General features: G+C 51.9%; 24 protein-coding genes and 1 pseudogene. 14 read left to right on the forward strand and 11 right to left on the reverse strand.

Annotated features, from left to right (window positions below):
* Nucleotides 1-19 precede the first annotated feature (19 nt).
* On the reverse strand, nt 20-1,141 hold the full coding sequence (gene anmK, locus JQN59_RS12630) for an anhydro-N-acetylmuramic acid kinase (RefSeq protein WP_048214265.1): 1,122 nt from the start codon (nt 1,139-1,141) through the stop codon (nt 20-22).
* A 274-nt stretch (nt 1,142-1,415) separates the two neighbouring features.
* On the opposite strand from anmK, the gene slyB reads away from it, so the two are divergent.
* Nucleotides 1,416-1,883: an outer membrane lipoprotein SlyB gene (slyB, locus tag JQN59_RS12635; RefSeq protein ID WP_003029175.1), complete on the forward strand. Its 468-nt coding sequence runs from the start codon at nt 1,416-1,418 to the stop codon at nt 1,881-1,883.
* Between the two features lie 46 nt (nt 1,884-1,929).
* Here the strand turns inward: slyB and slyA are convergent, their stop codons facing one another.
* Entirely contained in the window at nt 1,930-2,370 is a 441-nt protein-coding gene (gene slyA / locus JQN59_RS12640; protein WP_008784672.1) for a transcriptional regulator SlyA, read from the reverse strand.
* A gap of 192 nt (nt 2,371-2,562) precedes the next feature.
* On the opposite strand from slyA, the gene JQN59_RS12645 reads away from it, so the two are divergent.
* From JQN59_RS12645 to JQN59_RS12655, 3 genes and pseudogenes are all read left to right on the forward strand, one after another.
* On the forward strand, nt 2,563-2,799 hold the full coding sequence (locus tag JQN59_RS12645) for a DUF1656 domain-containing protein (RefSeq protein WP_003029180.1): 237 nt from the start codon (nt 2,563-2,565) through the stop codon (nt 2,797-2,799).
* A 2-nt stretch (nt 2,800-2,801) separates the two neighbouring features.
* Nucleotides 2,802-3,665, forward strand: a complete 864-nt coding sequence (locus JQN59_RS12650; protein WP_048214266.1) for an efflux RND transporter periplasmic adaptor subunit — start codon at nt 2,802-2,804, stop codon at nt 3,663-3,665.
* Nucleotides 3,662-5,702 (forward strand): annotated as a pseudogene (locus JQN59_RS12655) (FUSC family protein). The gene JQN59_RS12650 and the pseudogene JQN59_RS12655 overlap by 4 nt, the downstream one beginning before the upstream one ends.
* Here the strand turns inward: JQN59_RS12655 and sodC are convergent.
* The 3 genes from sodC to JQN59_RS12670 form a co-directional block, all read right to left on the reverse strand.
* Nucleotides 5,678-6,202: a superoxide dismutase [Cu-Zn] SodC gene (gene sodC / locus JQN59_RS12660; RefSeq protein WP_048214268.1), complete on the reverse strand. Its 525-nt coding sequence runs from the start codon at nt 6,200-6,202 to the stop codon at nt 5,678-5,680. The pseudogene JQN59_RS12655 and the gene sodC overlap by 25 nt on opposite strands.
* Nucleotides 6,203-6,283: 81 nt before the next feature.
* Nucleotides 6,284-7,180: an aldo/keto reductase gene (locus JQN59_RS12665; protein WP_048214269.1), complete on the reverse strand. Its 897-nt coding sequence runs from the start codon at nt 7,178-7,180 to the stop codon at nt 6,284-6,286.
* A gap of 49 nt (nt 7,181-7,229) precedes the next feature.
* Complete coding sequence (locus tag JQN59_RS12670) at nt 7,230-7,469, reverse strand: DUF1289 domain-containing protein (RefSeq protein ID WP_003832768.1); 240 nt, start codon at nt 7,467-7,469, stop codon at nt 7,230-7,232.
* Nucleotides 7,470-7,570: 101 nt separating this feature from the next.
* Here JQN59_RS12670 and JQN59_RS12675 point away from each other — a divergent pair, with 101 nt between their 5' ends.
* The 4 genes from JQN59_RS12675 (at nt 7,571) to rnt (ending at nt 10,569) form a co-directional block, all read left to right on the forward strand.
* Nucleotides 7,571-8,170, forward strand: coding sequence for a TetR/AcrR family transcriptional regulator (locus tag JQN59_RS12675; protein WP_003832766.1), 600 nt, complete (start codon nt 7,571-7,573; stop codon nt 8,168-8,170).
* Nucleotides 8,171-8,223: 53 nt separating this feature from the next.
* Nucleotides 8,224-9,321: an alkene reductase gene (locus JQN59_RS12680; protein WP_032943320.1), complete on the forward strand. Its 1,098-nt coding sequence runs from the start codon at nt 8,224-8,226 to the stop codon at nt 9,319-9,321.
* A 97-nt stretch (nt 9,322-9,418) separates the two neighbouring features.
* The gene (gene gloA, locus JQN59_RS12685; RefSeq protein ID WP_003832762.1) at nt 9,419-9,826 is read left to right on the forward strand and encodes a lactoylglutathione lyase; all 408 of its coding nucleotides are present in this window, start codon (nt 9,419-9,421) and stop codon (nt 9,824-9,826) included.
* 95 nt (nt 9,827-9,921) lie between these two features.
* Nucleotides 9,922-10,569 (forward strand): ribonuclease T, encoded by a 648-nt coding sequence (rnt, locus tag JQN59_RS12690; protein WP_048226615.1) that lies wholly within the window; start codon nt 9,922-9,924, stop codon nt 10,567-10,569.
* A gap of 53 nt (nt 10,570-10,622) precedes the next feature.
* Here rnt and grxD read toward each other — a convergent pair whose 3' ends face one another.
* Nucleotides 10,623-10,970, reverse strand: coding sequence for a monothiol glutaredoxin 4 (gene grxD / locus JQN59_RS12695; protein ID WP_003832760.1), 348 nt, complete (start codon nt 10,968-10,970; stop codon nt 10,623-10,625).
* Between the two features lie 334 nt (nt 10,971-11,304).
* On the opposite strand from grxD, the gene JQN59_RS12700 reads away from it, so the two are divergent.
* Entirely contained in the window at nt 11,305-12,135 is an 831-nt protein-coding gene (locus JQN59_RS12700; RefSeq protein ID WP_008784666.1) for a C40 family peptidase, read from the forward strand.
* A gap of 127 nt (nt 12,136-12,262) precedes the next feature.
* The gene (sodB, locus tag JQN59_RS12705; RefSeq protein ID WP_003029205.1) at nt 12,263-12,844 is read left to right on the forward strand and encodes a superoxide dismutase [Fe]; all 582 of its coding nucleotides are present in this window, start codon (nt 12,263-12,265) and stop codon (nt 12,842-12,844) included.
* Between the two features lie 39 nt (nt 12,845-12,883).
* On the opposite strand, the gene JQN59_RS12710 is transcribed toward sodB, so the two are convergent.
* A complete protein-coding gene (locus JQN59_RS12710; RefSeq protein ID WP_008784665.1) occupies nt 12,884-14,053 on the reverse strand; it encodes an MFS transporter in 1,170 nt (389 codons plus the stop codon).
* A 175-nt stretch (nt 14,054-14,228) separates the two neighbouring features.
* The gene (gene cydH / locus JQN59_RS12715) at nt 14,229-14,318 is read right to left on the reverse strand and encodes a cytochrome bd-I accessory subunit CydH (RefSeq protein ID WP_003029209.1); all 90 of its coding nucleotides are present in this window, start codon (nt 14,316-14,318) and stop codon (nt 14,229-14,231) included.
* A gap of 297 nt (nt 14,319-14,615) precedes the next feature.
* On the opposite strand from cydH, the gene purR reads away from it, so the two are divergent.
* Complete coding sequence (purR, locus tag JQN59_RS12720; protein ID WP_003832757.1) at nt 14,616-15,641, forward strand: HTH-type transcriptional repressor PurR; 1,026 nt, start codon at nt 14,616-14,618, stop codon at nt 15,639-15,641.
* On the opposite strand, the gene punR is transcribed toward purR, so the two are convergent.
* Entirely contained in the window at nt 15,638-16,570 is a 933-nt protein-coding gene (punR, locus tag JQN59_RS12725) for a DNA-binding transcriptional activator PunR (protein ID WP_003029215.1), read from the reverse strand. The genes purR and punR overlap by 4 nt on opposite strands.
* 112 nt (nt 16,571-16,682) lie before the next feature.
* Here punR and punC point away from each other — a divergent pair, with 112 nt between their 5' ends.
* Both punC and cfa read left to right on the forward strand, forming a co-directional pair.
* Entirely contained in the window at nt 16,683-17,888 is a 1,206-nt protein-coding gene (punC, locus tag JQN59_RS12730) for a purine nucleoside transporter PunC (protein ID WP_032943314.1), read from the forward strand.
* A 290-nt stretch (nt 17,889-18,178) separates the two neighbouring features.
* Nucleotides 18,179-19,327 (forward strand): cyclopropane fatty acyl phospholipid synthase, encoded by a 1,149-nt coding sequence (gene cfa / locus JQN59_RS12735; RefSeq protein ID WP_048214272.1) that lies wholly within the window; start codon nt 18,179-18,181, stop codon nt 19,325-19,327.
* Nucleotides 19,328-19,368: 41 nt separating this feature from the next.
* Here cfa and JQN59_RS12740 read toward each other — a convergent pair whose 3' ends face one another.
* Nucleotides 19,369-20,016: a riboflavin synthase gene (locus tag JQN59_RS12740; protein WP_003832752.1), complete on the reverse strand. Its 648-nt coding sequence runs from the start codon at nt 20,014-20,016 to the stop codon at nt 19,369-19,371.
* Nucleotides 20,017-20,233: 217 nt separating this feature from the next.
* Here JQN59_RS12740 and mdtK point away from each other — a divergent pair, with 217 nt between their 5' ends.
* Nucleotides 20,234-21,607, forward strand: a complete 1,374-nt coding sequence (gene mdtK / locus JQN59_RS12745; protein ID WP_149607195.1) for an MdtK family multidrug efflux MATE transporter — start codon at nt 20,234-20,236, stop codon at nt 21,605-21,607.
* 36 nt (nt 21,608-21,643) lie between these two features.
* Here mdtK and JQN59_RS12750 read toward each other — a convergent pair whose 3' ends face one another.
* On the reverse strand, nt 21,644-22,342 hold the full coding sequence (locus JQN59_RS12750) for an RluA family pseudouridine synthase (RefSeq protein WP_008784660.1): 699 nt from the start codon (nt 22,340-22,342) through the stop codon (nt 21,644-21,646).
* Nucleotides 22,343-22,356: the final 14 nt, after the last annotated feature.

Raw genomic sequence — 22,356 nt, forward strand, 5'->3', positions numbered from 1 at the left:
CCGCGCTGAATAATTTCAGTTAACTCTGAGTTCGTGGATTGGCAGGATAAATTGCCCCTAAAACACTCGGCTCTGACGCCCCCGTCACAGAAGGTAAATTTCCCGGTAATCCGGCCAGCGTTCGCCACGCCAGCCAGGCAAAGGCTAACGCTTCCATATCATCACCGCTGATCCCGGCTTCATCGGTAGAGGTAACCTCTGTACCCGGTAATAATGCCGCCAGACGCATCATCAGCAGCGGATTACGACTGCCACCACCACATACCATGAGTCGATCACAGCCGCCGCTTAATAAGACCTGCTCTGAAATGGTTACTGCCGTCAGTTCGGCAAGCGTCGCCTGCACATCTCGTGGGCTAATTCCCGGAAACTGCGCCAGATGACGCTCTATCCAGCCGTAATTAAAATACTCACGGCCGGTGCTTTTCGGCGCAGACGCGGAAAAATAAGGATCGTTAAGCATATTCTGCAGCAACGGCAGGATCACCGTTCCTGAAATAGCCCACTGCGCATCTTTGTCGTAGGGCTGGCCACATTGCCGCCAGATCCATGCATCCATCAGCATATTGCCCGGCCCGGTGTCGTATCCGCGAACGGGTTGTTGCGGAATAAGCAGAGACAGATTGGCAATCCCGCCGATGTTTAACACCATTCGCCGTTCCGTTGGATGTGCCAGCAGTGCCTGATGAAACGCGGGAACGAGCGGTGCACCCTGCCCGCCAAGGGCGATATCACGTCGACGAAAATCGCCGACTACGGTTATCCCGGTACGCGCGACAATCTGGTTGTTATCACCAATTTGCAGCGTGTGCGGCGCAGCACCGTTCGGTTCATGCCACACGGTTTGCCCGTGGCAACCAATCGCAACGATATCCTGCGGTTTCAATTTTTCTTGCGCCAACAGCGAATTCACCGCCTCAGCAAATAGATAACCGAGCTGTGCATCTAACTGGCCAAACTGAGAAAGTGTAAGCTGCTGCCCCTGGCAGATATCCAGTATCGCTTGTTTAACATGAATGGGGATGGGCCAGGTCAGACTCGCCTGCTGCGCAACCATCGTTTCATCTATTGTCGCCAGCACAACATCGACGCCATCAAGGCTGGTTCCAGACATTACACCGATAAAACGGCCCGATTTCATAGGTCATCCTTTTAAGCAAATTAGCCTTGACACTCAACCATAAAGTGTCGACTAATGCCATGCTTCCTTAATGATTTTTGGTGGCTAATCATTACAATGATCGTTTAATTACATCAATTACATGAATGATTCGTTTATACTCGGTTGATCCGATTTCGGTTAAGATTTTCATATTGTTCCAGTAGAACATGTGACCTCAGGCTCACAAATGCCATATAATTTAGCCATGAAGGGTGCTTTATTAGCGTTTCGTGGTGACAAAGGAGATTTGTAAATGATTAAACGTGTGCTGATTGTTTCATTAATGGGCGTATCTTTAGCGGGTTGCGTTAACAATGACAGCCTTTCAGGCGACGTATATACCGCATCCGAAGCGAAACAAGTTCAGAACGTTACCTACGGTACGATTGTTCATGTTCGTCCGGTGCAAATCCAGGGTGGCGATGACGCAAACGTGATTGGTGCTATTGGTGGTGCGGTACTCGGCGGGTTCCTTGGTAACACCGTCGGCGGCGGTACGGGTCGTTCATTAGCGACGGCTGCAGGCGCAGTTGCCGGTGGCGTAGCGGGTCAAGGCGTACAAGGTGCGATGAATAAAACCCAGGGTGTGGAACTGGAAATCCGTAAGGATGATGGTAATACCATCATGGTGGTTCAGAAACAGGGTGCGACCAAGTTTTCAGCCGGCCAGCGCGTTGTTATGGCTAACAACGGCAGCCAGGTTACCGTGTCTCCACGCTAATCGAATTCACGTGTGGTCAGGCTCTGGCCACACGTAACTTATCGTTTCAACCCTGTGACTGCAGTTCAATAATATTGTGTTCGAGTTTGGCAACCAGCTTAATCAACAGATCAATTTCCTCAGCTGAAATCCCTTCCAGAATTTCTCCACGTGTTTTGTTGATCACCGCTTCCATATCAGCGATCAGCGGCTCAGCCTTCTCTGTCAGTTTAATTCTCTTAGCTCGACGATCGCTGGCGCAAGTCTGTCGTGAAATGAGTCCCTTTTCTTCCAACTGGTCAAGCGTACGTACCAACGAAGGCTGCTCGATGCCAATCGCTTTAGCCAACTGAATCTGCGATTGATCCGGCGGCAACTGATGAATGTTGTGCAGCGTAACCCAATGCGTCTGCGTCAACTCCAGAGGTTTCAGGCGATGGTCAATCAGAGCACGCCAAATGCGCACCAACCGTGCCAGATCAGAACCTAATGGCGATTCCAATTTCATCTCCTTATAATTAGCTTGCTAAGTTATTGTGCTGATTTTAGAATAGTGTGCAGCATTTGTATTCCCAAAACAAATGTATTGCCAAATTTGCTTACCGGCTGACATTTTTTCAGACATTATGCGTTACGGAGACTCATTGTCCCTTTTTTGCTAAACCTATAGCAATGCTCTCTTCCGCCAAGGATTTTGCCCGTGAAGTTTATGTTTAATGCAACAGGATTGCCCCTACAAGATTTAATGATCGGCGCATCTGTCTACTTTCCTCCTGTTTTCAAGGCGATTGTAGCAGGATTTATTCTCTGGCTGGTTGTTCATCGCCTGCTGCGCGACTGGATTTACTCCGGCGAAATCTGGCATCCCCTGCTAATGGATCTGTCACTCTTTACGCTTTGCGTATGTCTGGCCTTTGTTATGCTGATAGCGTGGTGATTATGTCGCTTAAAACCGTTAAATACTTCTCCACTATTATAGTCGCTGCAATCGCAGTTTTCGCCGGATGGTGGATGTGGAATTACTATATGCAGTCGCCCTGGACACGTGATGGCAAAGTACGCGCTGAGCAGGTCAGCATCACGCCGCAGGTGTCAGGCAGCATTAGCGAACTCTATGTAAAAGATAACCAGTTTGTGAATAAAGGCGATGTCCTTTTTATTATCGACAAGACGCCATTTCACATTGCTGAACTGAATGCGCAAGCGCAACTGGCAAAAGCGCAGTCTGACCTGGCGAAAGCCAATAACGAAGCCAACCGCCGCCGTCATTTATCGCAAAATTACATCTCAGCCGAGGATCTGGATACCGCAAATCTCAACGTGAAAGCCATGCAGGCAAGCGTTGAAGCAGCAGAAGCCAGTCTGCGCCAGGCCCAGTGGCAACTGACGCAAACGGTGGTCAAATCCCCCGTGGCGGGCTGGGTCACAAACCTGTCTACCCGTACCGGTGATTACGCCTCAACCGGTAAGCCCCTGTTTGCCCTTGTCGACAGTCACTCTTTTTATGTGATGGGATATTTTGAAGAAACCAAATTGCGCCATATTCGAGAAGGCGCACCTGCGACGATTACGCTCTACAGCGGCAATATAAAGTTACAGGGTCACGTTTCCAGTATTGGCCGTGCCATCTACGATCAAAGTGTGGAAAGTGATTCCGGCCTGATTCCCGACATCAAACCCAACGTGCCGTGGGTGCGTCTGGCGCAGCGTGTCCCGGTACGCATCGAATTCGACGCCTTGCCGCGGGAGGTCACGCTTGTGTCAGGTACAACCTGCAGCGTATCCATCGGCCAGCGTAAATGAAACTGCCCCGCCTGACACCAGGCAATTTGCCGTGGTTTAAAGCCACAGCGGCACAGTGGCGTTATGCGCTGCGTAACACCATTGCGATGTGTCTGGCGTTAACTTTTGCTTATTATCTGAATCTGGACGAGCCCTACTGGGCGATGACCTCGGCGGCGGTGGTTAGTTTTCCCACCGTTGGCGGGGTTATCAGCAAAAGTCTGGGTCGCGTGGCGGGTAGCCTACTGGGAGCCACCGCCGCATTGATTATTGCCGGTCATACTCTCAATGAGCCGTGGCTGTTTTTGCTGAGCATGTCAGTGTGGATCGGTTTTTGTACCTGGGCATGCGCGCATTTCACCAATAACGTTGCCTACGCCTTTCAACTGGCGGGTTATACGGCGGCGATCATTGCGTTTCCCATGGTCAATACCGTGGAAATTACGCAGTTATGGGATATCGCGCAGGCACGCGTGTGTGAAGTCATCGTCGGTATCCTGTGTGGCGGCGTGATGATGATGATCCTGCCCAGCACCTCCGATGGCACCACGTTACTGACTGCATTGAAAAACATGCATTCACGTTTACTGGAACATGCCAGTCTACTCTGGCAACCAGAAACCACGGATGCCATTCGCACAGCCCATGAAGGTGTTATCGGGCAGATTCTGACCATGAACCTGCTGCGTATTCAGGCATTCTGGAGTCATTACCGCTTTCGTCGCCAGAATGCTTTGCTCAATTCGCTGTTGCACCAGCAGTTACGGATGACCAGCGTGATTTCCAGCCTGCGCAGGATGCTGCTGAACTGGCCTAATCCCCCGTCCAACACCCGGGAAATCATCGAGCAGTTGCTCAGTGAACTAATAAAATCCAATGCGAATAGCTACACCGTCGCATGTATTATTGCCCCGCTGCGGCCCGTCGATGCCCGCGACTATCGACACGTCGCCTTCTGGCAACGACTGCGTTATTTTTGCCGGCTCTACCTGCGCAGCAGTCATTATCTGCATTTACTGGAAAATGGTGTTACCGCCGAGCGTATTAATATCGCCCGCACGCCGGGACTTGCCCGTCATACCGATAATGCGGAAGCTATCTGGAGCGGGTTGCGTACGTTCTGCACTTTGATGCTTATCGGCGCATGGAGCATTGGTGCACAATGGGAATCAGGCTCTGGCGCACTCACGCTCGCCGCGATCAGCAGTGTGCTGTATTCCGCCGTTACCACACCGTTCAAGTCGCTTTCTTTGCTGATGCGTACGCTGGTTCTACTGTCGCTATTTAGCTTTGTGGTTAAGTTTGGCCTGATGGTGCAAATTTCCGACCTCTGGCAGTTTATTCTCTTTCTCTTCCCACTACTCGCCACCATGCAACTGTTGAAGCTACAAATGCCTGCCCTGGCAGGTCTTTGGGGGCAGCTGATTGTATTTATGGGTTCGTTTATCGCGGTGACCAATCCGCCGGTATATGATTTTGCTGATTTCCTGAATGACAATATGGCGAAAATCACCGGCGTGGCGCTGTCATGGCTGGCCTTCGCCATTCTGCGCCCCGGATCGGATGCACGGAAAAGTCGCCGCCATATTCGCGCCCTGCGCCGGGATTTTGTCGATCAGCTCAGCCGACATCCATCACTCAGTGAAAACGAATTTGAATCGCTGACCTATCATCACGTCAGCCAGCTCAGCAACAGTCAGGATGCGCTGGCGCGACGCTGGTTATTACGTTGGGGGGTCGTTTTACTGAACTGCTCGCATGTGGTGTGGCAACTGCGCACCTGGGAGGCGCGTTCCGATCCGCTGGCTCGCGTCAGGGACGTGTGTATCTCGCTGCTACGCGATGTAATGAGCGAACGTGGCGTCCAGCAACGACCACTGAATGCCACGCTGAATGAGCTACAGCGCATCTGCGATACGCTTGCCCACCATCATCAACCCGCTGCGCAGGAACTGTCGGCACTGGTCTGGCGGCTACACTGCTCGCTTTCACAACTCGAACAGGCGCCGCCGCCGGGCACTCTCAGTCGTTGATTATTTGATAACACCACAGGCGTAGCGCGCTCCGCCACCGCCAAGCGGTTTCGGTTGATCGGACATATTATCGCCGCCCACATGGATCATCAGCGCCTTACCTTTAACCTCATCGAGCGTTTTAAGCCGCGGCGCAACGACCGGCGTTGTGGCGTTACCGTCGTTATTCACCACCAATAGCGGCAGGTCGCCCATATGACCTGCACCTTCCGGGCCTTCATGTTTGCCGGTTTGATGCGGATCATAATGGCCACCAGCCGATTCTGCGGCTGAGGCTTTCCCTTCTTTAATCGCGGGTTGGCAGCTGCCGTTCATATGCACATGGAAGCCATGTTCACCTGGCGGCAACGCTTTCAGATCGGGCGTAAACTCCAGCCCCTTTGCGGTTTCAGCAATAGTGACCGTACCAATCGCCTGGCCGACGCCTTGCGACGTGACCAGATTCATCGTCACTTTTTCTTCACTGGCAGCCTGCGCACCTGCACAGGCGAGTAGAGTGATGATGGCCAAACTCAAACGCTTCATAAGACCTCCGTCCAAAAGGTGTCTGATTGTTAAGTGTAAACCAGTGACACAATTTTGAACGGAGATGCGCCAAAAACGCGATTAGGGTACGTCGTAACCCAGCGCCGCTTTACGAATGCGGAACCATTGCTGGCGAGACATGTTCAGCGACTCAGACTCAATGGCAGCACGTACACGCTCTATTTTTCCTGAGCCAATAATCGGCAGCGGCTGAGACGGCAGACGTAAAATCCAGGCGTATACCACCTGTTCAATAGACTGCGCATTCAACTCTTCTGCGATCACGGCAAGCTCATTACGTAAAGGCTGGAAAGCATCATCATTAAACAGGCGACCACCGCCGAGACAGGACCAGGCCATCGGGCGAATGCGCAGCTGTTGCAGTTGATCTAAAGTACCATCCAACAGGAGCGGCTGATGTACTGGTGAAATTTCTACCTGGTTGGTCGCCAGAGTAAACGGCAGACGCGATTGCAGCAATGAGAACTGTGCCGGGGTGAAGTTGGAGACGCCAAAGTGACGCACTTTGCCACTATGGTGCAATTTTTTAAAAGCGTCGGCGACATCGTCAGCATCCATAAGCGGATCGGGACGGTGGATCAGCAGCAGATCAATATGATCGGTCGCCAGCAGCTTCAGCGACTCTTCCGCACTGGCAATAATATGTGCACTGTCGGTGATGTAGTGGCCCAGCGCATTTTCCGCGCGCGCCGTCGTCGCGATCCCGCATTTAGTCACAATCTGCATTTTTTCACGCAAATGCGGAGCCAGTTTCATTGCCTCACCAAACGCCGCTTCACACTGGTATCCACCGTAAATATCGGCGTGATCGACGGTGGTCACGCCAAGATCCAGATGCTCTTCAATAAAGCTGACTAGCTGGCGCGCGGACATATTCCAGTCCATCAGGCGCCAGTACCCCATCACAAAGCGAGAAAATTCCGGGCCTTGCGGCGCAATAGTAATACGCTGAACCATAGCAGCTTCCTTTTAAGTGAATGTGCCTCGAGTATACGCAATTACGCTTTTAAAAGAGTGAAGGTTGTTGCGGTTCTTCCGAAGGGTTGGCTTTGTTTGCACGTAATTTACGCATCAGGCGCTGACGACAAAGCCGCAGCACTTCCTGCTTTTGGGTATCGCTCATCTTTTGCCAGTTAAAACGCTCATCCCGACTGCGAAAACAGCCACGACAAAAGCCGCGTTCGTCAGACTGACATATTCCACGGCATGGGCTCTGGACGGGGAAAAACTCCAGCTGTTCGGCCACATCCCCTCCTTTAATAAGATTGATATACTTATTGAAGACGTTAACTGAATTTCTCGCAAGCGCTATTGCATTAGACCGACTGGTCTATTACACTCCTTTTCATGAACAAAATCACTGAACACGATACACGCGAACATCTGCTGGCGACTGGCGAACTGCTGTGTATGCAGCGCGGCTTCACCGGCATGGGTTTAAGCGAACTACTGAAAACCGCTGAAGTACCCAAAGGTTCGTTTTATCATTATTTTCGCTCTAAAGAAGCGTTCGGTGTCGCGATGCTGGAACGCCACTATGCGGCCTATCATCGGCGACTGGCTACGCACTTTGATACGGGAGCTGGAAACTATCGCGACCGCATTCTGGCCTACTATCAGGAAACCCTGAATCAGTTTAGTCAGCACGGCATTATTAGCGGCTGTTTAACAGTAAAACTGTCTGCCGAAGTGTGCGATCTGTCAGAAGATATGCGCACTGCGATGGATAAAGGCGCGCGGCACATTATTGTGCTGTTAGCGCAGGCGCTGGAGAAAGGTCAGGCCAGCCATTGTCTGTCTTTTGTTGGCGAGCCGTTACAGCAGGCGCAGGTACTGTATGCGCTGTGGCTTGGCGCCAACCTGCAGGCCAAGATTTCTCGTAGCGCCACTCCGCTGGAAAATGCGCTGGCGCACGTTAAAAACATCATCACAACGCCTGCCGTTTAACAGGCGTTTTTATTTTCTTTATTACTAGACGACCGGTCTATTCAGGAGTGCACATGTCATCTGAAAAACTGTTTTCCCCACTGAAAGTGGGTGCCATTACGGCAGCAAACCGCGTATTTATGGCGCCACTGACGCGTCTGCGCAGTATTGAGCCTGGCGACATCCCTACTCCGCTGATGGCCGAGTATTACCGTCAACGCGCCAGCGCGGGGCTTATCATCAGCGAAGCGACGCAGATTTCCGCACAGGCGAAAGGCTATGCCGGAGCACCCGGCTTACATAGCGAAGCACAAATTGCCGCATGGAAGAAAATCACTGCTGCCGTACACGCTGAGCAAGGTCATATTGCTGTCCAGTTGTGGCACACTGGACGCATCTCTCACGCCAGTCTGCAGCCAAACGGTCAAGCTCCAGTTGCACCTTCCGCGATTAGCGCTGGAACCCGCACCTCGCTGCGCGATGAAAACGGCCTGGCAACGCGTGCCGATACCTCAATGCCACGTGCGCTGGAAACTGAAGAGATTCCGGGCATCGTTAATGACTTCCGTCAGGCGATAGCCAATGCGCGCGAAGCGGGTTTCGATATGGTTGAACTGCACTCTGCCCACGGCTACCTGCTGCACCAGTTCCTGTCGCCAACGTCTAACCAGCGTACCGATCAATACGGTGGCAGCGTCGAAAATCGTGCGCGTCTGGTGCTGGAAGTGGTTGATGCCGGTATTAAAGAATGGGGTGCCGATCGCATTGGTATTCGCGTCTCCCCGATTGGCACTTTCCAGAACGTAGACAATGGTCCAAACGAAGAAGCCGATGCGCTGTATCTGATTGAACAATTGGGCAAGCGTGGAATCGCTTACCTGCACATGTCTGAGCCGGACTGGGCCGGTGGCGAGCCGTATTCCGATGCGTTCCGCGAAAAAGTGCGCGCGCGCTTCCACGGCCCTATCATTGGTGCTGGTGCTTACACCCCAGAAAAAGCAGAAGCGCTGATCGAGAAAGGTCTGATCGACGCCGTTGCTTTTGGTCGCGCCTATATTGCTAACCCGGATCTGGTGGCGCGTCTGCAACGCAAAGCAGAACTGAATCCGCAACGTGCCGAGAGCTTCTACGGCGGCGGCGCGGAAGGTTACACCGACTATCCTACCCTCTAACGTCACAATCTCCGTTCTGCCATTGATAGCGGCGTAACAACGCCGCTATACTAAAACAACATTTTGAATGTATTAGCCATTTTCGAAGGGGAAAAAGATGCGTTTACTCCATACCATGCTGCGCGTGGGTGACCTGCAGCGTTCCATCGAGTTTTATACCAACGTGCTGGGCATGAAGCTGCTGCGTACCAGCGAAAACCCTGAATACAAGTACTCTCTGGCTTTTGTCGGCTACGGTCCTGAAACCAGTGAAGCAGTAATCGAACTGACCTATAACTGGGGTGTCGACAAGTATGATCTGGGTACTGCCTATGGCCATATCGCCCTGAGCGTAGACAACGCGGCTGAAGCCTGTGAACGTATTCGCCAGAATGGCGGTAACGTAACGCGTGAAGCAGGTCCAGTAAAAGGCGGCACCACAGTGATTGCGTTCGTTGAAGATCCGGACGGCTACAAAATTGAGCTGATCGAAGAGAAAGACGCCGGGCGCGGCCTGGGCGATTAATCACCCCCTCGGGCGCAGATCGTCTGTGCCCATAGTTTTATACTCATCATTTTGCCATAATACGCGCTGCAATTTTCCCGTATTAAGAGACCCAGATGTCCGATAACGCTCAACTTTCCGGTCTGTGTGACCGTTTTCGTGGTTTTTATCCTGTCGTCATTGATGTCGAAACCGCAGGGTTCAATGCCAAAACCGATGCGCTGCTTGAGATTGCCGCCATCACACTGAAAATGGATGAACAAGGCTGGCTGATGCCGGACACGACGTTACATTTCCACGTAGAGCCGTTTGAAGGTGCCAATTTGCAACCGGAAGCGCTCGCCTTTAACGGTATTGACCCTAACAATCCGCTACGCGGTGCGGTCAGCGAATATGATGCTTTGCATGCCATCTTCAAAATGGTGCGTAAAGGCATTAAAGACAGCGGCTGCAATCGGGCAATCATGGTGGCGCATAACGCTACGTTCGACCACGGTTTTATGATGGCGGCGGCAGAACGCGCCTCGCTCAAACGTAATCCGTTCCATCCATTTGTCACCTTTGATACGGCGGCATTAAGCGGCCTGTCTCTGGGGCAGACTGTGTTGTCAAAAGCGTGCCTGGCGGCGGGAATGGAGTTTGACGGGAATCAGGCGCACTCGGCGTTGTATGACACCGAACGTACGGCCGTGCTGTTTTGCGAAATCGTTAACCGCTGGAAACGTCTCGGCGGTTGGCCTCTTCCCGTGCCTGAAGAAGCGTAACGGCGACATAAAAAAAGCGACCATTTCAGGTCGCTTTTTTACTTCTGCTGGTATTACTCAGCGTCCGGCTCTTCGGTTTTGTATTTCGCTGCTGTTTCTTTAATCAGCTGCTGCAACTCACCGCGCTGGTACATTTCGATCAAAATGTCACAACCGCCAACCAGCTCACCATCAACCCACAGTTGCGGGAAGGTCGGCCAGTTTGCGTATTTCGGCAGTTCGGCGCGAATATCCGGGTTCTGCAGAATATCAACGTAAGCAAAGCGTTCACCACAGGCTGACAGCGCCTGCACAGCCTGTGCGGAGAAACCGCAGCTTGGCAGTTTAGGGGAACCTTTCATGTACAGGAGAATCGGGTTTTCAGCGATCTGGCGCTGGATTTTTTCGATAGTGGTGCTCATTATCTTGCTTCCTTAAACTTCTTTTACGGCAGTAGTCTGACATTGTAACGGGTCAGACAGGCAACGGAAAATAACATTTTCATTACGCGTTATTATTTTATCCCCTGACGCTAAAAGTTGCATTCACAATCTCACTTATCCCCTTCAAACATGTGGATTTGATTATCCGTTCACCAACTCAAACGTTAATTGCTGTTTTTTTTTGCGATCGGTTACGAAACATAGTTTTAAACAAAAAAAGCTATTAACTTTCCCTCTTTCTATAGATTAGAATCATCAAGTTTTGAAAATCACACGCAGGCACGATAGACCTGCCTTACCAGAGGACTGCTCAGTGGCGCGGATAAACCGAATCTCGATCACGCTCTGTGCTTTGCTTTTTACTACACTGCCTTTTACGCCTATGGCTCATGCTTCCAAGCAGGCCAGGACGACACCTACCAGTACTCACCCACTCAAGACGGTAGATAAAAAGAAAAGCGCAACAACCAGCCAAAAAACAACAAAGACCAGCAAGAAAACGGCGACAAAGACCACCAGCAAAACCAGCACCAAAACCGCTTCCTCTTCTAAAAAACGCACAGCCACTCCGGCAAAGTCGACTAAAACTGCAAATCGCCGTGGTAAAACTGCCGCAGCACAAACCGCAGCCGTTACCTGGACGGAAAAATGCACACCGCGCAAAGGTCATAAACCTCGCTGCGTGAAGGTGAAAACCACTGCACCGACTACGCTTGCTGACGCACATAAAGTGAAAGTGCAGAAAGCGACTAAAACCGCTATGTCCACCTTGATGAACCAAATCGGCAAACCTTATCGTTGGGGCGGCTCCTCGCCAAGAACAGGGTTTGACTGCAGCGGTCTGGTTTATTACGCCTATAAAGATCTGGTGAAGTTCCGCATTCCGCGTACCGCGAATGAAATGTACCATCTGCGTGATGCCGCACCAATTGAACGTGGCGAACTGAAAAATGGTGATCTGGTATTCTTTCGTACCCAGGGTCGCGGAACAGCCGATCACGTCGGCGTCTACGTCGGCAACGGTAAGTTTATTCAGTCACCGCGCAGCGGGCAGGAAATTCAAATAACCTCTCTGAGCGAAGATTACTGGCAGCGCCACTATGTGGGCGCTCGTCGGGTAATGACGCCAAAAACAATTCGCTAAAAACTTACCCTACAGAACATGCTGTAGGGTAAGTTCTTCTTTTGCATAACCTTTCAATTTGCTACCCTATCCTTACTCACAATGAGGCTATTGTGTGTACTCAATATAAATAATAAGGAGAGAAGCAATGTCGTTTGAATTACCTGCATTACCGTATGCCAAAGATGCTCTGGCACCGCACATTTCTGCCGAAACGCTGGAATATCACTATGGCAAACACCATCAAACCTACGTGACCAATCTGAACAATCTGATTAAAGGCACGGCGTTTGAAGGCAAATCACTGGAAGAGATCGTTCGTAGCTCTGAAGGCGGTGTATTCAATAACGCAGCACAAGTATGGAACCACACATTCTACTGGAACTGCCTGGCACCGAACGCCGGTGGCGAACCAACCGGTAAACTGGCTGATGCAATTGCCGCCTCCTTTGGCAGCTTTGCAGATTTCAAAGCGCAGTTCACCGATGCCGCTATCAAAAACTTCGGTTCTGGCTGGACCTGGCTGGTTAAAGGAACGGATGGCAAACTGGCTATCGTCTCCACCTCCAACGCAGGTACTCCGCTGACCACCGACGCGACGCCGCTGATGACCGTTGACGTATGGGAACACGCCTACTACATCGATTATCGCAATGCCCGTCCTGGCTACCTGGAACATTTCTGGGCACTGGTGAACTGGGAATTTGTTGCGAAGAACTTCGCAGCATAAAAAAGATAACGCAGAAGGACTTCCTTCTGCGTTTTTGCATTAATTCGCGGTAGTGAAAGCCTCTTCAGGCTGTCTTCTTGCGGAAATGAACACCAGTAGCAGCGCAAGTCCCGCCACAATCGCCCCCATCACCGGCACAAAACTGTAGCCCAGGCCGCCAGATATCACCGCCCCACCGGCTGCCGCACCTAACGCATTCCCCAGGTTAAACGCGCCAATATTGACTGACGATGACAATCCAGGCGCTTCGCTGGCAACGCGCATCACACGCATCTGCAACGGTGGAACGACCGCAAACGTCGCCGCGCCCCAGACCACCATACTGACCGCCGCTCCCAGCTCATTACGCGCAAGGAAAGGAATGGCCAGCATAATAACCATCAGCAGCAGTAAAAAGCCTTTCAGCGTACCGTTGACTGAACGGTCAGCCAGTTTGCCGCCAAAATAGTTACCGATCGAGAAGCCAACGCCTATCAACACCAGCATCCCGGTAACAAATGCCGGTGTAGCATGAGTGATAGTATGCAGAACCGGCGAGATGTAGGTATACAGCGTGAACATCGCCCCAGCACCCAGTACGGTAGTCAGTAACGCCGACAACACCTGTGGGCGCATCAACACCGCCAGTTCGCTTCGGACATCCGGGCGCTCTCCTGCTCCACCCTTGGGTAGTGAGAAGAACAGGCTGACCATCGCAATGACGCCCAGCCCTGCAGTGGCCATAAACGACATACGCCAGCCGATGGTTTCACCAAGCCAGGTTGCCGCCGGAACGCCGCCAATATTGGCGATGGTTAACCCCATAAACATCGTTGCCACGGCGCTGGCCTGCTTATGTTTGGGTACCACACTGGCTGCAACCACAGAACCGAGACCAAAAAAGGCTCCATGGTTAAGACTGGTCAAAATACGCGATAGCATCAGCGTGGTGTAATCCGGCGAGATAGCCGAAAGCACATTACCCAGCGTGAAAATCGCCATCAGGAATATCAAAGCATTACGTCGCGCACGATGAGACAGCAGCAATGTCATCAGCGGTGCACCTACCATCACACCTACCGCATAAGCGCTGATCAGCATGCCAGCCGCCGGAATCGAGACGTCCACACCTTTGGCAATGACGGGCAACAACCCCATTGGCGAAAACTCGGTGGTGCCAATACCAAACGCCCCGATTGCCAGCGCCAGTAAAGGGTAATTGATTTTCATATTTCGACTCCATATCGTCGAGCCGTGGCACGACATAAAATAAGAGTCAAAAGCATGACATTGATCGCAAAATTAATAAAGTTAACAAAACTGCAAAAGACTTTTGCTTATTCGCAAACAATAGAGGGGAAAAACGAGTCGAAGGGATGAGGGAGAGCTAACTCCCTCGGGGAAATCAATGCAGCGCTGCGGTCAGACCACCCGCGACGATCAAACCCAGAACAATAATGGTAGTCACTAACGAAAATTTCAGATCGGTGCTCATCAAGTTTTCTCCTTTTTATTCCCACACAAAAAGTGATATTGCGCATTTTTACACACTTGAAAGCAAAAATCTCTCACGATTTATATTGATAACTGCTTTTAACTCTTCCCCTTTTCGTTAAGATCAGACAAAATTCCACGCTTACTTGATTAGCGTACCGGCCATTGACCCCTTCCTGACGTTCCGTGTCGTTTTCCCGGCGTGCCGCAACCCTTACGTTGCGATAAGGGTGTGTAAAGGCAAACGTTTACCTGGAGTATTCTCAGGAGCTTAGGATATGGTCTGGAGTGAGATGTAATGGCAACAATTAAAGATGTAGCGAAGCGAGCAAACGTTTCCACTACAACCGTATCACACGTAATTAACAAGACGCGCTTTGTCGCGGAAGAAACACGTAATGCTGTCTGGGCAGCAATCAAAGAACTGCACTATTCTCCGAGCGCAGTTGCCCGCAGCCTGAAGGTAAATCACACCAAGTCTATCGGCTTGCTGGCGACCAGCAGCGAAGCGGCCTATTTCGCCGAAATTATCGAAGCCGTTGAGAAAAACTGTTTCCAGAAAGGCTATACCCTGATCCTGGGTAACGCATGGAACAGTCTCGAAAAACAGCAGGCTTATCTGTCGATGATGGCGCAAAAGCGCGTTGATGGTCTGCTGGTGATGTGTTCTGAGTATCCGGAGTCGCTGCTTTCGATGCTCGAAGAGTATCGCCATATCCCGATGGTCGTCATGGACTGGGGCGAAGCAAAAGCCGACTTTACTGATACGGTCATTGATAACGCCTTCGAAGGCGGTTACATGGCGGGCCGGTATCTGGTAGAACGCGGTCATCGTGAGATTGGCGTGATCCCTGGCCCAATGGAACGTAACACCGGGGCCGGGCGTCTGGCTGGCTTTATGAAAGCGATGGAAGAAGCGCTGATTAAAGTGCCTGAAAACTGGATTGTCCAGGGCGATTTTGAGCCTGAATCCGGCTACCGCGCCATGCAGCAAATTCTGTCGCAGTCTCATCGTCCGACCGCGGTCTTCTGCGGTGGCGATATTATGGCAATGGGTGCGCTGTGCGCCGCTGACGAAATGGGACTGCGCGTACCGCAGGATGTCTCACTCATCGGCTACGACAACGTGCGCAACGCCCGCTTCTTCACGCCGGCCTTGACGACCATTCACCAGCCGAAGGATTCACTGGGTGAAACGGCCTTCAACATGCTGTTAGACCGTATCGTGAATAAACGTGAAGAGTCACAGTCTATCGAGGTGCATCCGCGCCTGGTTGAGCGTCGCTCCGTTGCCGACGGTCCGTTCCGCGATTACCGCCGTTAAGCCTGTTGTGCGGGAGTCTCATCTGGCTCCCGCAGCCATTCCTTATTCAACGTTTCACTATCTCCTAAATAGTCCAGCAGCCAACTCAATGCCGGTGACGTATCGTTCTGCTGCCATGTCAGGCAGCATGCGGCATCAGGAAAAGGGTTCTCCAGTTGCAGCGCAACCCATTTACCGCTATCGATCCACGGCTTGGCAAAATGCGTCGGTACCATGCCCACGCACAATCCCGCGGACAAACAGGTCGCAGAAGATTCCCAGTCCGGCACGACGACGCGCTTTTGGTTGTCCAGCAGCCAGGTAATACGCTTCGGCAATGTTCGGGAGGTATCTTCGCGCACCAGTGACGGCCAGTTGCGCAACGTGTCATCACTTAACGGTCCAGGCATTGACGCTAGTGGATGGTGGCTGGCTACCACGCAGCTCCAGCTCAGCATTCCCATATCGCGGAAGGTATAGCGCCCCCCGACCGGAATGGCCTGTGTGGCCCCGATGGCCAGCTCCACACGCCCATCAGACAGTGCGTCCCACACGCCGTTAAACACTTCCTGAAAAACTAACAACTCCACATCATCAAAGTGACGGTAGAAATCCACGATCATCTGTCGGGTACGATCCGGGCGGACAATGTTATCGACGGCGATCGCCAGCTGTCCGCGCCAGCCGTTGGCAATTTGCTGACATTGCTGGCGCGTGATCTGCATTTTTTTGATAACAGAGCGGCCTTCTTTTAAAAACCATGCCCCGGCAGGCGTTAATTCCACATCCCGATGGCGTCGCTCAAAAAGTGGCACCGCCAGCCACTCTTCCAGCTGGCGCACGGTGTAGCTTACCGCCGAAGGTACACGGTGCAGCTCCTGCGCGGCCGAACTAAAACTGCCGTTACGCGCAACCGCATCAACCACTTCAAGTGAATATTCCGACCACATATTCTGCCTGCAAAAAATTTGAAATCAGTAAGCAAATATTAGCGTTTCACAGCGAGAATTACACTCACTACACTCAGCGGCATTGTTCTACTGCTAAAAAAGAGAAATGATGATGCAACCTGGGAAAGGGTTTTTAGTCTGGCTGGCAGGTCTTAGCGTGCTCGGTTTTCTGGCAACGGATATGTATCTACCCGCCTTTGCTGCTATTCAGTCCGATCTGCAAACACCTGCATCTGCCGTCAGCGCCAGCCTGAGCTTGTTCTTAGCCGGTTTTGCCGTCGCGCAACTTTTGTGGGGGCCACTTTCCGACCACTACGGTCGCAAACCTATTTTGCTACTGGGTTTATCTATCTTTGCACTGGGCAGTCTGGGCATGCTGTGGGTTGAAAACGCCACTGGTCTGCTGGTACTGCGATTTGTTCAGGCCGTTGGCGTCTGTGCGGCATCGGTTATCTGGCAAGCGCTGGTGACCGATTATTATCCTTCACAAAAAGTAAACCGCATCTTTGCCACTATTATGCCGCTGGTCGGGTTATCTCCTGCACTCGCCCCGCTATTAGGTAGTTGGATCCTGGTACATTTTTCCTGGCAGGCCATTTTTGCCACTCTGTTTGCCATTACTCTGATTCTGATGCTTCCGGCTCTGCGTCTAAAGCCAACGGCTAAAGCGCGCGATGACAGCCAGGATAAACTGACTTTCGCCACCTTGCTGCGCTCGAAAACTTACCGTGGAAACGTGCTGATTTATGCCGCCTGTTCCGCGAGCTTTTTCGCATGGCTGACGGGTTCCCCGTTCATCCTCAGCGAAATGGGTTATAGCCCAGCGGTAATTGGTCTGAGCTATGTTCCGCAAACTATCGCCTTCTTAATTGGTGGTTACGGCTGTCGTGCAGCGCTGCAAAAATGGCAGGGTCGTCAGCTGCTGCCCTGGTTACTCATTCTGTATGCCTTCAGCGTTGTAGGCACCTGGGCGACCGGCTTTATTCATCATGTTGCATTGGCTGAAATCCTGATCCCATTCTGCGTTATGGCGATTGCGAACGGCGCGATCTACCCTATCGTTGTCGCGCAGGCATTACGCCCTTTCCCACAGGCCACGGGACGCGCAGCCGCATTGCAGAATACGCTGCAACTGGGTTTATGCTTCCTGGCAAGCCTTGTCGTTTCCTGGTTGATTGCCACCCCGCTGCTGACCACCACCAGCGTTATGCTGACAACAGTATTGCTGGCTGCTGTGGGTTACAAAATGCAGTCGCAGAAAACTGACGCCCCGCAAACAGATGATCGTGCGCAAGTTGCCCACGGAGAGTCGCACTAATAATGGTTGCGGGCATTTAGTTAGCCCGCTAACAATTATTGGTTGAATCGTCAAAAATTCAGGCATATACTGATTTTCAGTTGTTAAAAAAACGATAATTTTAATGCGTTAACGGGGACAAGAACGTTCCCGTTTTACCACGGATGGCCTTTTCGGCAAGGGTTTCTCCCTTCCTCTGTTCTACGTCGGATTATAGATTCGCGGATTAATTCCGTGAGATTTCTCACAAAGCCCAAAAAAGCGTCTACGCTGTTTTAAGGTTCTGATCACCGACCAGTGATGGAGAAGCTATGAGTTCATCATGTATAGAAGACGTCAGCGTACCGGATGATGACTGGTACCGCATTACCAATGAATTATTGAGCCGTGCAGGTATTGCTATTAATGGCCCTGCACCGGCTGATATTCGAGTAAAGAACCCCGATTTTTTCAAACGCGTATTGCAGGAAGGATCGTTAGGGTTGGGTGAAAGTTATATGGATGGCTGGTGGGAATGCGACCGGCTGGACATGTTTTTTAGTAAAGTCTTGCGCGCCGGTCTTGAAAACCAACTCCCCCGCCACTTTAAAGATACGCTACGTATCGCCACGGCTCGCCTGTTCAATTTACAGACCAAAAAACGTGCGTGGATGGTCGGCAAAGAACATTACGATTTGGGCAACGATCTCTTTACCCGCATGCTTGACCCCTATATGCAGTATTCCTGCGCCTACTGGAAAGATGCCAACACTTTGGAATCTGCCCAGCAGGCGAAGCTCAAAATGATTGCTGAAAAATTGCAACTGAAGCCAGGAATGCGGGTGCTTGATATTGGCTGTGGCTGGGGTGGTTTATCCCAGTTTATGGCATCGCAATATGGCGTGAGCGTGGTGGGTGTGACCATTTCGGCAGAACAGCAGAAAATGGCACAGGAACGTTGCGCTGGGCTGGATGTCACCATTTTGCTGCAGGATTATCGCGACCTGAACGACAAATTCGACCGCATTGTCTCCGTCGGCATGTTTGAACATGTTGGACCGAAGAACTACGCCACCTATTTTGAGGTGGTCGATCGTAATTTAAAACCGGATGGTCTCTTTTTACTGCATAGCATCGGCTCCAAAAAGACCGACAATAACGTTGATCCGTGGATCAATAAGTATATCTTCCCAAACGGGTGTTTGCCGTCAGTTCGCCAGATTGCCAACGCCAGCGAACCACATTTTGTGATGGAGGACTGGCATAATTTTGGCGCGGATTACGACACGACGCTGATGGCATGGCACGAGCGTTTCATGAGCTCCTGGCCTGAAATCGCCGATAACTACACCGAACGTTTCAAGCGGATGTTCAGCTATTATCTGAACGCCTGCGCCGGGGCGTTTCGTGCTCGAGATATTCAGCTATGGCAGGTGGTCTTTTCCCGCGGTGTTGAACACGGTCTGCGCGTTCCCCGCTAATCGTTTTCGCCCCCGTAGCAACGGGGGCTTTACTCTCAGGCTTAGGCTCCCGCTTCGCCCGTTATGTTGCTGATGGCGCTTTCACGCGCCGCCAGGACACGCTCAACGGTATCAACCACCGCCTGCGTTTGGGGATCGATTTCGATATTAACCCGTGCGCCCAGCTTTTTCTTGCCAAGCGTCGTACGCTCCAGCGTTTCCGGGATCAAATGTACACAGAAACGCGTCGGCGTCACTTCACCGACCGTCAGACTGATACCGTCAATACCAATAAATCCTTTGTACAGGATATATTTCATCAGCGACGGATCCTGGACTTTAAACCACACCTGACGGTTATTCTCCGAGGTCAGAATTTTCGACACTTCGGCAGTGGTCATAATATGGCCCGACATTAAATGTCCGCCAATCTCATCACTGAATTTTGCCGCACGTTCAACGTTAACCAAATCTCCAACCTTCAGATCGCCCAGGTTGGTGATACGCAGCGTTTCTTTCATCAGGTCGAAGCTTATCTGGTTACCGTTAATTTCGGTGACCGTCAGGCAGCACCCATTGTGGGCAACCGATGCGCCGGTCTCCAGCGCATCCAGCATATATTCAGGCAACTCCACAACATGCGTACGAAAATTCGGTTTTTCATCAATGGACACCAATTTTGCGGTGCCCTGCACAATACCCGTAAACATACTTCCTACTCCTGAACTCAATTAAGACATCTCTGCACAGCACAATAGCAGGTGGAAATTCAGGTTGCCAGCAATGCGCCACCAGCGCCTGTTTTTTCACTGGAGAATTACGTATTCCTCGCTACAATAGACTGAAATTTCCCCTGCTTTTTCTCCTTGCTGCCATATAAGGCGGCTTTTTTAGTCTCTCAAATAACAACAATATAGTGGTGTACACGTGCAAAAGTATGTAAGTGAAGCGCGTCAGTTATTAGCTCTGGCAATTCCGGTGATTCTTGCGCAAATCGCTCAAACCGCAATGGGATTCGTTGATACCGTCATGGCGGGCGGATACAGCGCGACGGATATGGCGGCAGTCGCCATTGGTACGTCCATCTGGCTACCGGCCATTCTGTTTGGTCACGGACTACTGCTGGCGTTGACGCCGGTAATTGCGCAACTCAATGGTTCCGGACGCCGCGACCGTATCGCCCATCAAATACGTCAGGGATTCTGGCTGGCGGGCAGCGTCTCCATGCTGATTATGGTTGTGCTATGGAATGCGGGGTACATTATTCGCTCCATGCATAACATCGACCCGGCACTTGCGGATAAAGCCGTTGGCTACCTGCGTGCCCTGCTGTGGGGTGCACCGGGTTATCTGTTCTTCCAGGTAGCCCGTAACCAGTGCGAAGGATTAGCCAAGACTAAACCGGCGATGGTGATGGGCTTTCTCGGCCTGCTGGTGAACATTCCGGTCAACTACGTTTTCATCTATGGGCATTTAGGCATGCCGGAACTGGGCGGCGTAGGTTGTGGTGTGGCAACAGCAGCGGTTTACTGGGTGATGTTTGTCGCCATGCTCTCTTACGTCAAACGTGCGCGTTCGATGCGCGATATCCGTAATGAGCGTGGTTTCCTGAAACCTGACACTGCAGTAATGAAGCGTCTGGTACAGCTGGGGTTACCTATCGCGCTGGCGTTATTTTTCGAAGTGACGTTGTTTGCGGTGGTCGCGCTGCTGGTTTCTCCACTGGGGATTGTCGACGTAGCCGGACATCAGATCGCACTGAACTTCAGCTCGTTAATGTTCGTCCTGCCAATGTCTCTGGCTGCCGCCGTCACCATTCGTGTCGGTTATCGTCTGGGCCAGGGTTCGACGCTGGATGCGCAAACCGCAGCCAGAACGGGTCTGGGTGTCGGTGTGTGCATGGCGGTCGTAACAGCGATTTTCACCGTGACATTCCGCGAGCATATTGCCCTGCTCTATAACAATAACCCGGAAGTTGTCGCCCTGGCGGCTCAGCTCATGTTACTGGCCGCTGTGTATCAAATTTCGGACTCTATCCAGGTTATTGGCAGCGGGATCCTGCGTGGTTATAAAGATACGCGTTCCATTTTCTTTATTACCTTTACGGCATACTGGGTGCTGGGCCTGCCGAGCGGTTATATTCTGGCGCTTACCGATCTGGTAGTTGACCGGATGGGACCGGCGGGATTCTGGATGGGCTTTATTATCGGCCTGACCTCTGCGGCGATACTGATGATGCTGCGGATGCGGTTTCTACAACGCCAACCATCAGCGGTTATTTTACAACGCGCTGCGCGATAACCTCATAAAAGCCGCCGCCAGGCGGCTTTTTTCGCCTCAAAAGGGGCTGGCGTTTTTGGCGTTCATCCACGCTTCACTAATGGGATGCCTGAAATGCAGTTCACTGGCATGTAGCATCAGCCGTGACGTTTGTTCAGTCCCCGGCAGCAGACGTCCACCGTACAGATCGCACCCCAAAATAGGATGTCCCAACTGCTGACAATGGATCCGTAGTTGATGGGTGCGCCCGGTTTCAGGGGTCAGTTGCACCCGCGTCAAGGGGAGCAACGTCCCCTCTTCCTGACGATGATAAAAACGCTCGACAACCTGATAGCGCGAGCGCGCGGGTTTGCCGTTGAGAGCACAAATCGACATCAATGGAAACAGCGCCGGGTCTTTGGCAATCGCGGCGTCGATAACCCCTTCGTCGTTCTCCAGATGCCCGCATAACAGCGCACTGTACACCTTAGTGACCGTCCGCTGGCTGAACTGCTGGCAAAGCGCGGCGTTAATAGCCTTGTTACGAGCGACCACCATCAGCCCAGAGGTGCCGAAATCAAGCCGATGTACCAGCGTGCAGCCAGGGTAAATCTGTACCAGCCGGTGATGTACCGAATCGAGATTCTGCGGATTTTTGCCCGACAGGCTAAGCAACCCGCTGGGTTTATTGATGAGCACCAGATGCTCGTCCTGATAGAGGGTCTCTATCTCGTCATGGCAAGGCGGGGCAATAAAGGTATCGAAGATCGTAGACATCAGGCGGCCAGAAT

This window comes from Citrobacter sp. B72, assembly GCF_016894305.1.
Taxonomy (GTDB): domain Bacteria; phylum Pseudomonadota; class Gammaproteobacteria; order Enterobacterales; family Enterobacteriaceae; genus Citrobacter; species Citrobacter portucalensis.

What these genes read in the sequence shown, in the direction of transcription:
- JQN59_RS12650 (WP_048214266.1), top strand. Translation starts at nt 2,802, where the DNA reads ATGTCGCTTAAAACCGTTAAATACTTCTCCACTATTATAGTCGCTGCA.
- rnt (WP_048226615.1), top strand. Translation starts at nt 9,922, where the DNA reads ATGTCCGATAACGCTCAACTTTCCGGTCTGTGTGACCGTTTTCGTGGT.
- cfa (WP_048214272.1), top strand. Translation starts at nt 18,179, where the DNA reads ATGAGTTCATCATGTATAGAAGACGTCAGCGTACCGGATGATGACTGG.
- sodB (WP_003029205.1), top strand. Translation starts at nt 12,263, where the DNA reads ATGTCGTTTGAATTACCTGCATTACCGTATGCCAAAGATGCTCTGGCA.
- cydH (WP_003029209.1), bottom strand. Translation starts at nt 14,318, where the DNA reads ATGAGCACCGATCTGAAATTTTCGTTAGTGACTACCATTATTGTTCTG.
- JQN59_RS12680 (WP_032943320.1), top strand. Translation starts at nt 8,224, where the DNA reads ATGTCATCTGAAAAACTGTTTTCCCCACTGAAAGTGGGTGCCATTACG.
- JQN59_RS12740 (WP_003832752.1), bottom strand. Translation starts at nt 20,016, where the DNA reads ATGTTTACGGGTATTGTGCAGGGCACCGCAAAATTGGTGTCCATTGAT.
- gloA (WP_003832762.1), top strand. Translation starts at nt 9,419, where the DNA reads ATGCGTTTACTCCATACCATGCTGCGCGTGGGTGACCTGCAGCGTTCC.
- JQN59_RS12665 (WP_048214269.1), bottom strand. Translation starts at nt 7,180, where the DNA reads ATGGTTCAGCGTATTACTATTGCGCCGCAAGGCCCGGAATTTTCTCGC.
- JQN59_RS12710 (WP_008784665.1), bottom strand. Translation starts at nt 14,053, where the DNA reads ATGAAAATCAATTACCCTTTACTGGCGCTGGCAATCGGGGCGTTTGGT.
- JQN59_RS12750 (WP_008784660.1), bottom strand. Translation starts at nt 22,342, where the DNA reads ATGTCTACGATCTTCGATACCTTTATTGCCCCGCCTTGCCATGACGAG.
- anmK (WP_048214265.1), bottom strand. Translation starts at nt 1,141, where the DNA reads ATGAAATCGGGCCGTTTTATCGGTGTAATGTCTGGAACCAGCCTTGAT.
- grxD (WP_003832760.1), bottom strand. Translation starts at nt 10,970, where the DNA reads ATGAGCACCACTATCGAAAAAATCCAGCGCCAGATCGCTGAAAACCCG.
- punC (WP_032943314.1), top strand. Translation starts at nt 16,683, where the DNA reads ATGCAACCTGGGAAAGGGTTTTTAGTCTGGCTGGCAGGTCTTAGCGTG.
- JQN59_RS12675 (WP_003832766.1), top strand. Translation starts at nt 7,571, where the DNA reads ATGAACAAAATCACTGAACACGATACACGCGAACATCTGCTGGCGACT.
- punR (WP_003029215.1), bottom strand. Translation starts at nt 16,570, where the DNA reads ATGTGGTCGGAATATTCACTTGAAGTGGTTGATGCGGTTGCGCGTAAC.
- sodC (WP_048214268.1), bottom strand. Translation starts at nt 6,202, where the DNA reads ATGAAGCGTTTGAGTTTGGCCATCATCACTCTACTCGCCTGTGCAGGT.
- slyA (WP_008784672.1), bottom strand. Translation starts at nt 2,370, where the DNA reads ATGAAATTGGAATCGCCATTAGGTTCTGATCTGGCACGGTTGGTGCGC.
- purR (WP_003832757.1), top strand. Translation starts at nt 14,616, where the DNA reads ATGGCAACAATTAAAGATGTAGCGAAGCGAGCAAACGTTTCCACTACA.
- slyB (WP_003029175.1), top strand. Translation starts at nt 1,416, where the DNA reads ATGATTAAACGTGTGCTGATTGTTTCATTAATGGGCGTATCTTTAGCG.